1 protein-coding gene and 2 pseudogenes (2 of these 3 cut by a window edge) are annotated in these 3,103 nt (G+C 45.8%); all 3 read left to right on the top strand.

Translation table 11 applies throughout. The annotated features are described in order from the left end of the window. Window positions 1-538: pseudogene (locus tag F3741_09590) on the top strand (DUF4080 domain-containing protein); it begins 1,179 nt to the left of the window's first position. Window positions 539-614: 76 nt separating this feature from the next. Then, window positions 615-2,291 (top strand): dihydroxy-acid dehydratase, encoded by a 1,677-nt coding sequence (ilvD, locus tag F3741_09585; GenBank protein MZG31034.1) that lies wholly within the window; start codon window positions 615-617, stop codon window positions 2,289-2,291. A gap of 85 nt (window positions 2,292-2,376) precedes the next feature. Beyond that, window positions 2,377-3,103: pseudogene (locus F3741_09580) on the top strand (hypothetical protein); it runs 311 nt beyond the window's last position.

Raw genomic sequence — 3,103 nt, 5'->3', positions numbered from 1 at the left:
CCCACCTTATGAACTGATATCGCATCGTCATCTTTCTGCAGAAGAAGTTCTGTATTTAAAAGAATTCGAAGATATTTTTGATCGTTATTACAATTCCAAGCGATTCCGTTTCTCGATCAATTATCTGCTGGCTAAAATGGATCCAATAACTTTGTTCAATCGACTACGGGATCAACATGATTCTCGTGGGCTGTTGATGAACCCGGTTTCTCTAGATGAGTATTACCGCATATTCAGGGATACTTTCTATCCTTCCTCCACCCCCATGGAGCAAGACCTGTTGAAGCTGGACTATTTATACTCTCAGAGATCCTTTCGACTTCCTGATTTTCTGGCTTCAAAGTCTCCAAATAAAACATGGAAAAAGGACAGGCAAACCCCCGTCATTCCCTTCAGCCATGAGATTGAAATCAGTGGGTCGCAAGCAATTTTAAAAGTAGCTGCAAATCCTGTATACTACGCTATCGCGCATTCTCAAAATGGAGATGGCTATTTCCGCCGTCCCACCGTCAATGCCGTTTCAGAGCTGGACCTATAATCCTGCCCTGTTTGAACACCGATGAATAAATTCAGGCGGAAATGCCTCTAATAAAAAACACCACCAGGAAATTAAGATGACAATACTGAACTCTAAAAGCCGATCTATCACCCAGGGAGACCGACGCGCCCCAAATCGTGCAATGTTAAGGGCAGTGGGGTTTACCGATGAGGATTTTAATAAACCTATCGTAGGTGTCGCTAATGGACAAAGTGACCTGACGCCCTGTAATGCCGGACTTGGCAAACTGGCCGATGTCGCTTCTGCGGAAATCAGAAAAAGCGGCGGCATGCCGCAGATGTTCGGCACCATCACCATCAGCGATGGTATTTCGATGGGAACAGAGGGAATGAAATGTTCTCTGGTCAGCCGCGATGTAATCGCTGACTCTATAGAAACGGTTTGCCGGGGAGCAAGCATGGATGCCGTAATCTGCATAGGCGGTTGCGATAAAAATATGCCCGGAGCCATGATTGCCATGGCCCGTTTGAACATTCCCGGAATTTTTGTTTATGGCGGCACCATCAAACCCGGAAAACTGGATGGCGAAGACCTGACCGTTGTCAGCGTGTTTGAAGCAGTCGGCCAGTTTGGTGCCGGCTCTATTGACCAGAATAAACTCACCGATATCGAGAAAAATGCCTGCCCGGGTTACGGCTCCTGCGGGGGTATGTTCACCGCCAACACTATGTCTTCGGCATTTGAAGTAATGGGCATGAGCCTGCCTTATAGTTCCACTATGGCTAACGAAGATAAAGAAAAAGAAATCAGCACAGGGGAAAGCGCAAAAGCCCTTCTAAATATTGTTGAGAAGAACATCCTTCCGCGAGACATCATGACTCGCAAAGCTTTTGAAAATGCTATAGCAGTTATCATGGCGGTTGGCGGTTCCACAAATGCGGTATTACATCTTCTTGCCATTGCCCACTCAGTAGGAGTTTCTCTAACCATAGACGACTTTGAAACAATCAGGAAGAAAGTACCCTTGTTTTGCGACCTGAAACCTTCTGGAAAGTATGTAGCGATTGATTTGCACCAGGCAGGCGGCATACCACAGGTGATGAAAATGATGTTAAATGCCGGCCTTCTTCATGGAGATTGCATGACAGTCACAGGAAAAACTATTGCGGAAAACCTGGCTGATGTCCCTGACCAGCCAAGGAAAGACCAGGATGTCATACTTCCCATAGATCGTCCAAAATCTACTGAAGGGCACCTCGTTATTCTAAAGGGCAACCTTTGTAAAGAGGGAGCTGTAGCTAAAGTTTCCGGTGTCAAGGTTCGAAAATTCACCGGCCCGGCTCGTGTTTTTAATTCCGAAGAAGAATGTCTCGATGCCATTCTCGAAAATCGCATTAAAGCAGGCGATGTCGTTGTCATACGGTTTGAGGGACCAAAAGGAGGTCCGGGTATGCGAGAAATGCTCGCCCCCACTGCCGCCATTGTTGGGGAAGGCCTGGGTGACAAGGTAGCCCTGATTACAGATGGCAGGTTTTCCGGCGGAACATATGGAATAGTTATTGGACATATAGCGCCCGAGGCTCAAACAGGCGGAACACTCGCTCTCCTTAAAGATAATGACACGATCTCCATAGATATGGACGAGAACGAATTAAACGTAGAGCTGACCGATGACGAACTGGAAGAAAGAAGGCAAGAGTTCGTTGCACCTGAAATAAAGTACCAATCAGGTGTACTGGCTAAATATGCAAAACTTGTTGGTTCTGCAAGTAAAGGTGCAGTGACCGATTAAACATTCGGCCAATCCGGCAACTCACTACATCTTTGCTGAAACGAAATAGCACGTTAACTTGGCTTTATCAGATCAGTTATAGTCTATGCAATATAAAATTCTGCCAGGGCATCTTTACCCTAAAGACAATAGGGTAAATCTTTATTATCTGCATAATCTCTTCAAGGTCATTGCTGACTCTGTTTCCCAGCAGTTGGACCAACAGCACAAGATCAAAGTGCCCATTACCGCTGGAATGTGGGGAGGCTCATATATGGTTGGGCTGGATGATGGACAAGCCAAAACCCAGGTAGCCCGACTTTATTCCATCGTCAACCTTCCGCAGAATACTCTTCTGGATCGGACTGAAAACTTTGAGTGTCTGATGGAAATTTACCAGCAAACCTTTTGCTCCATATTTAAACGCTATGGGTTGAACCTGGTAGATCCGCGCTGGGGAGAGGCCATCCCCTATTCCAACAAAGAGAGACCTACAACTGCGCTTCAATTGTGGGACACCACAGGCCGGGCCAGCTTTGTGCGCGCTTTTTTTGTCTGGAATGAAGCCACCTGGGAAGAATCTATCATCTACGATATGATCCGCAATATAAAAGTTCTCAAAGAACTTTTAAATATCCGCACCCGGCCTCCCAAAAAAGAAAGCGCGGAAATAAAGTTTCTTTTACAGGATGTGCTCATCACTTACTTTACCTTACAAGCCGCTTTGACGCCGGATTTTGTAGAACATGCCGAGCCGATAATAAAAGATCTTTTTGATCAGTTTATTCAGGGAATGCATTCAGAGCAAACGATTGAAGAGCAATATCATAAAA

Source organism: Nitrospinota bacterium (genome assembly GCA_009873635.1).
Classification (GTDB): domain Bacteria; phylum Nitrospinota; class Nitrospinia; order Nitrospinales; family VA-1; genus LS-NOB.
The sequence above is the reverse complement of the archived record's forward strand: the minus strand, read 5'-3'. Positions and strand labels throughout refer to the sequence as shown.

Bases quoted from the DNA above. Each gene is read 5' to 3' on its own strand.
- ilvD (MZG31034.1), top strand. From the start codon at position 615: ATGACAATACTGAACTCTAAAAGCCGATCTATCACCCAGGGAGACCGA.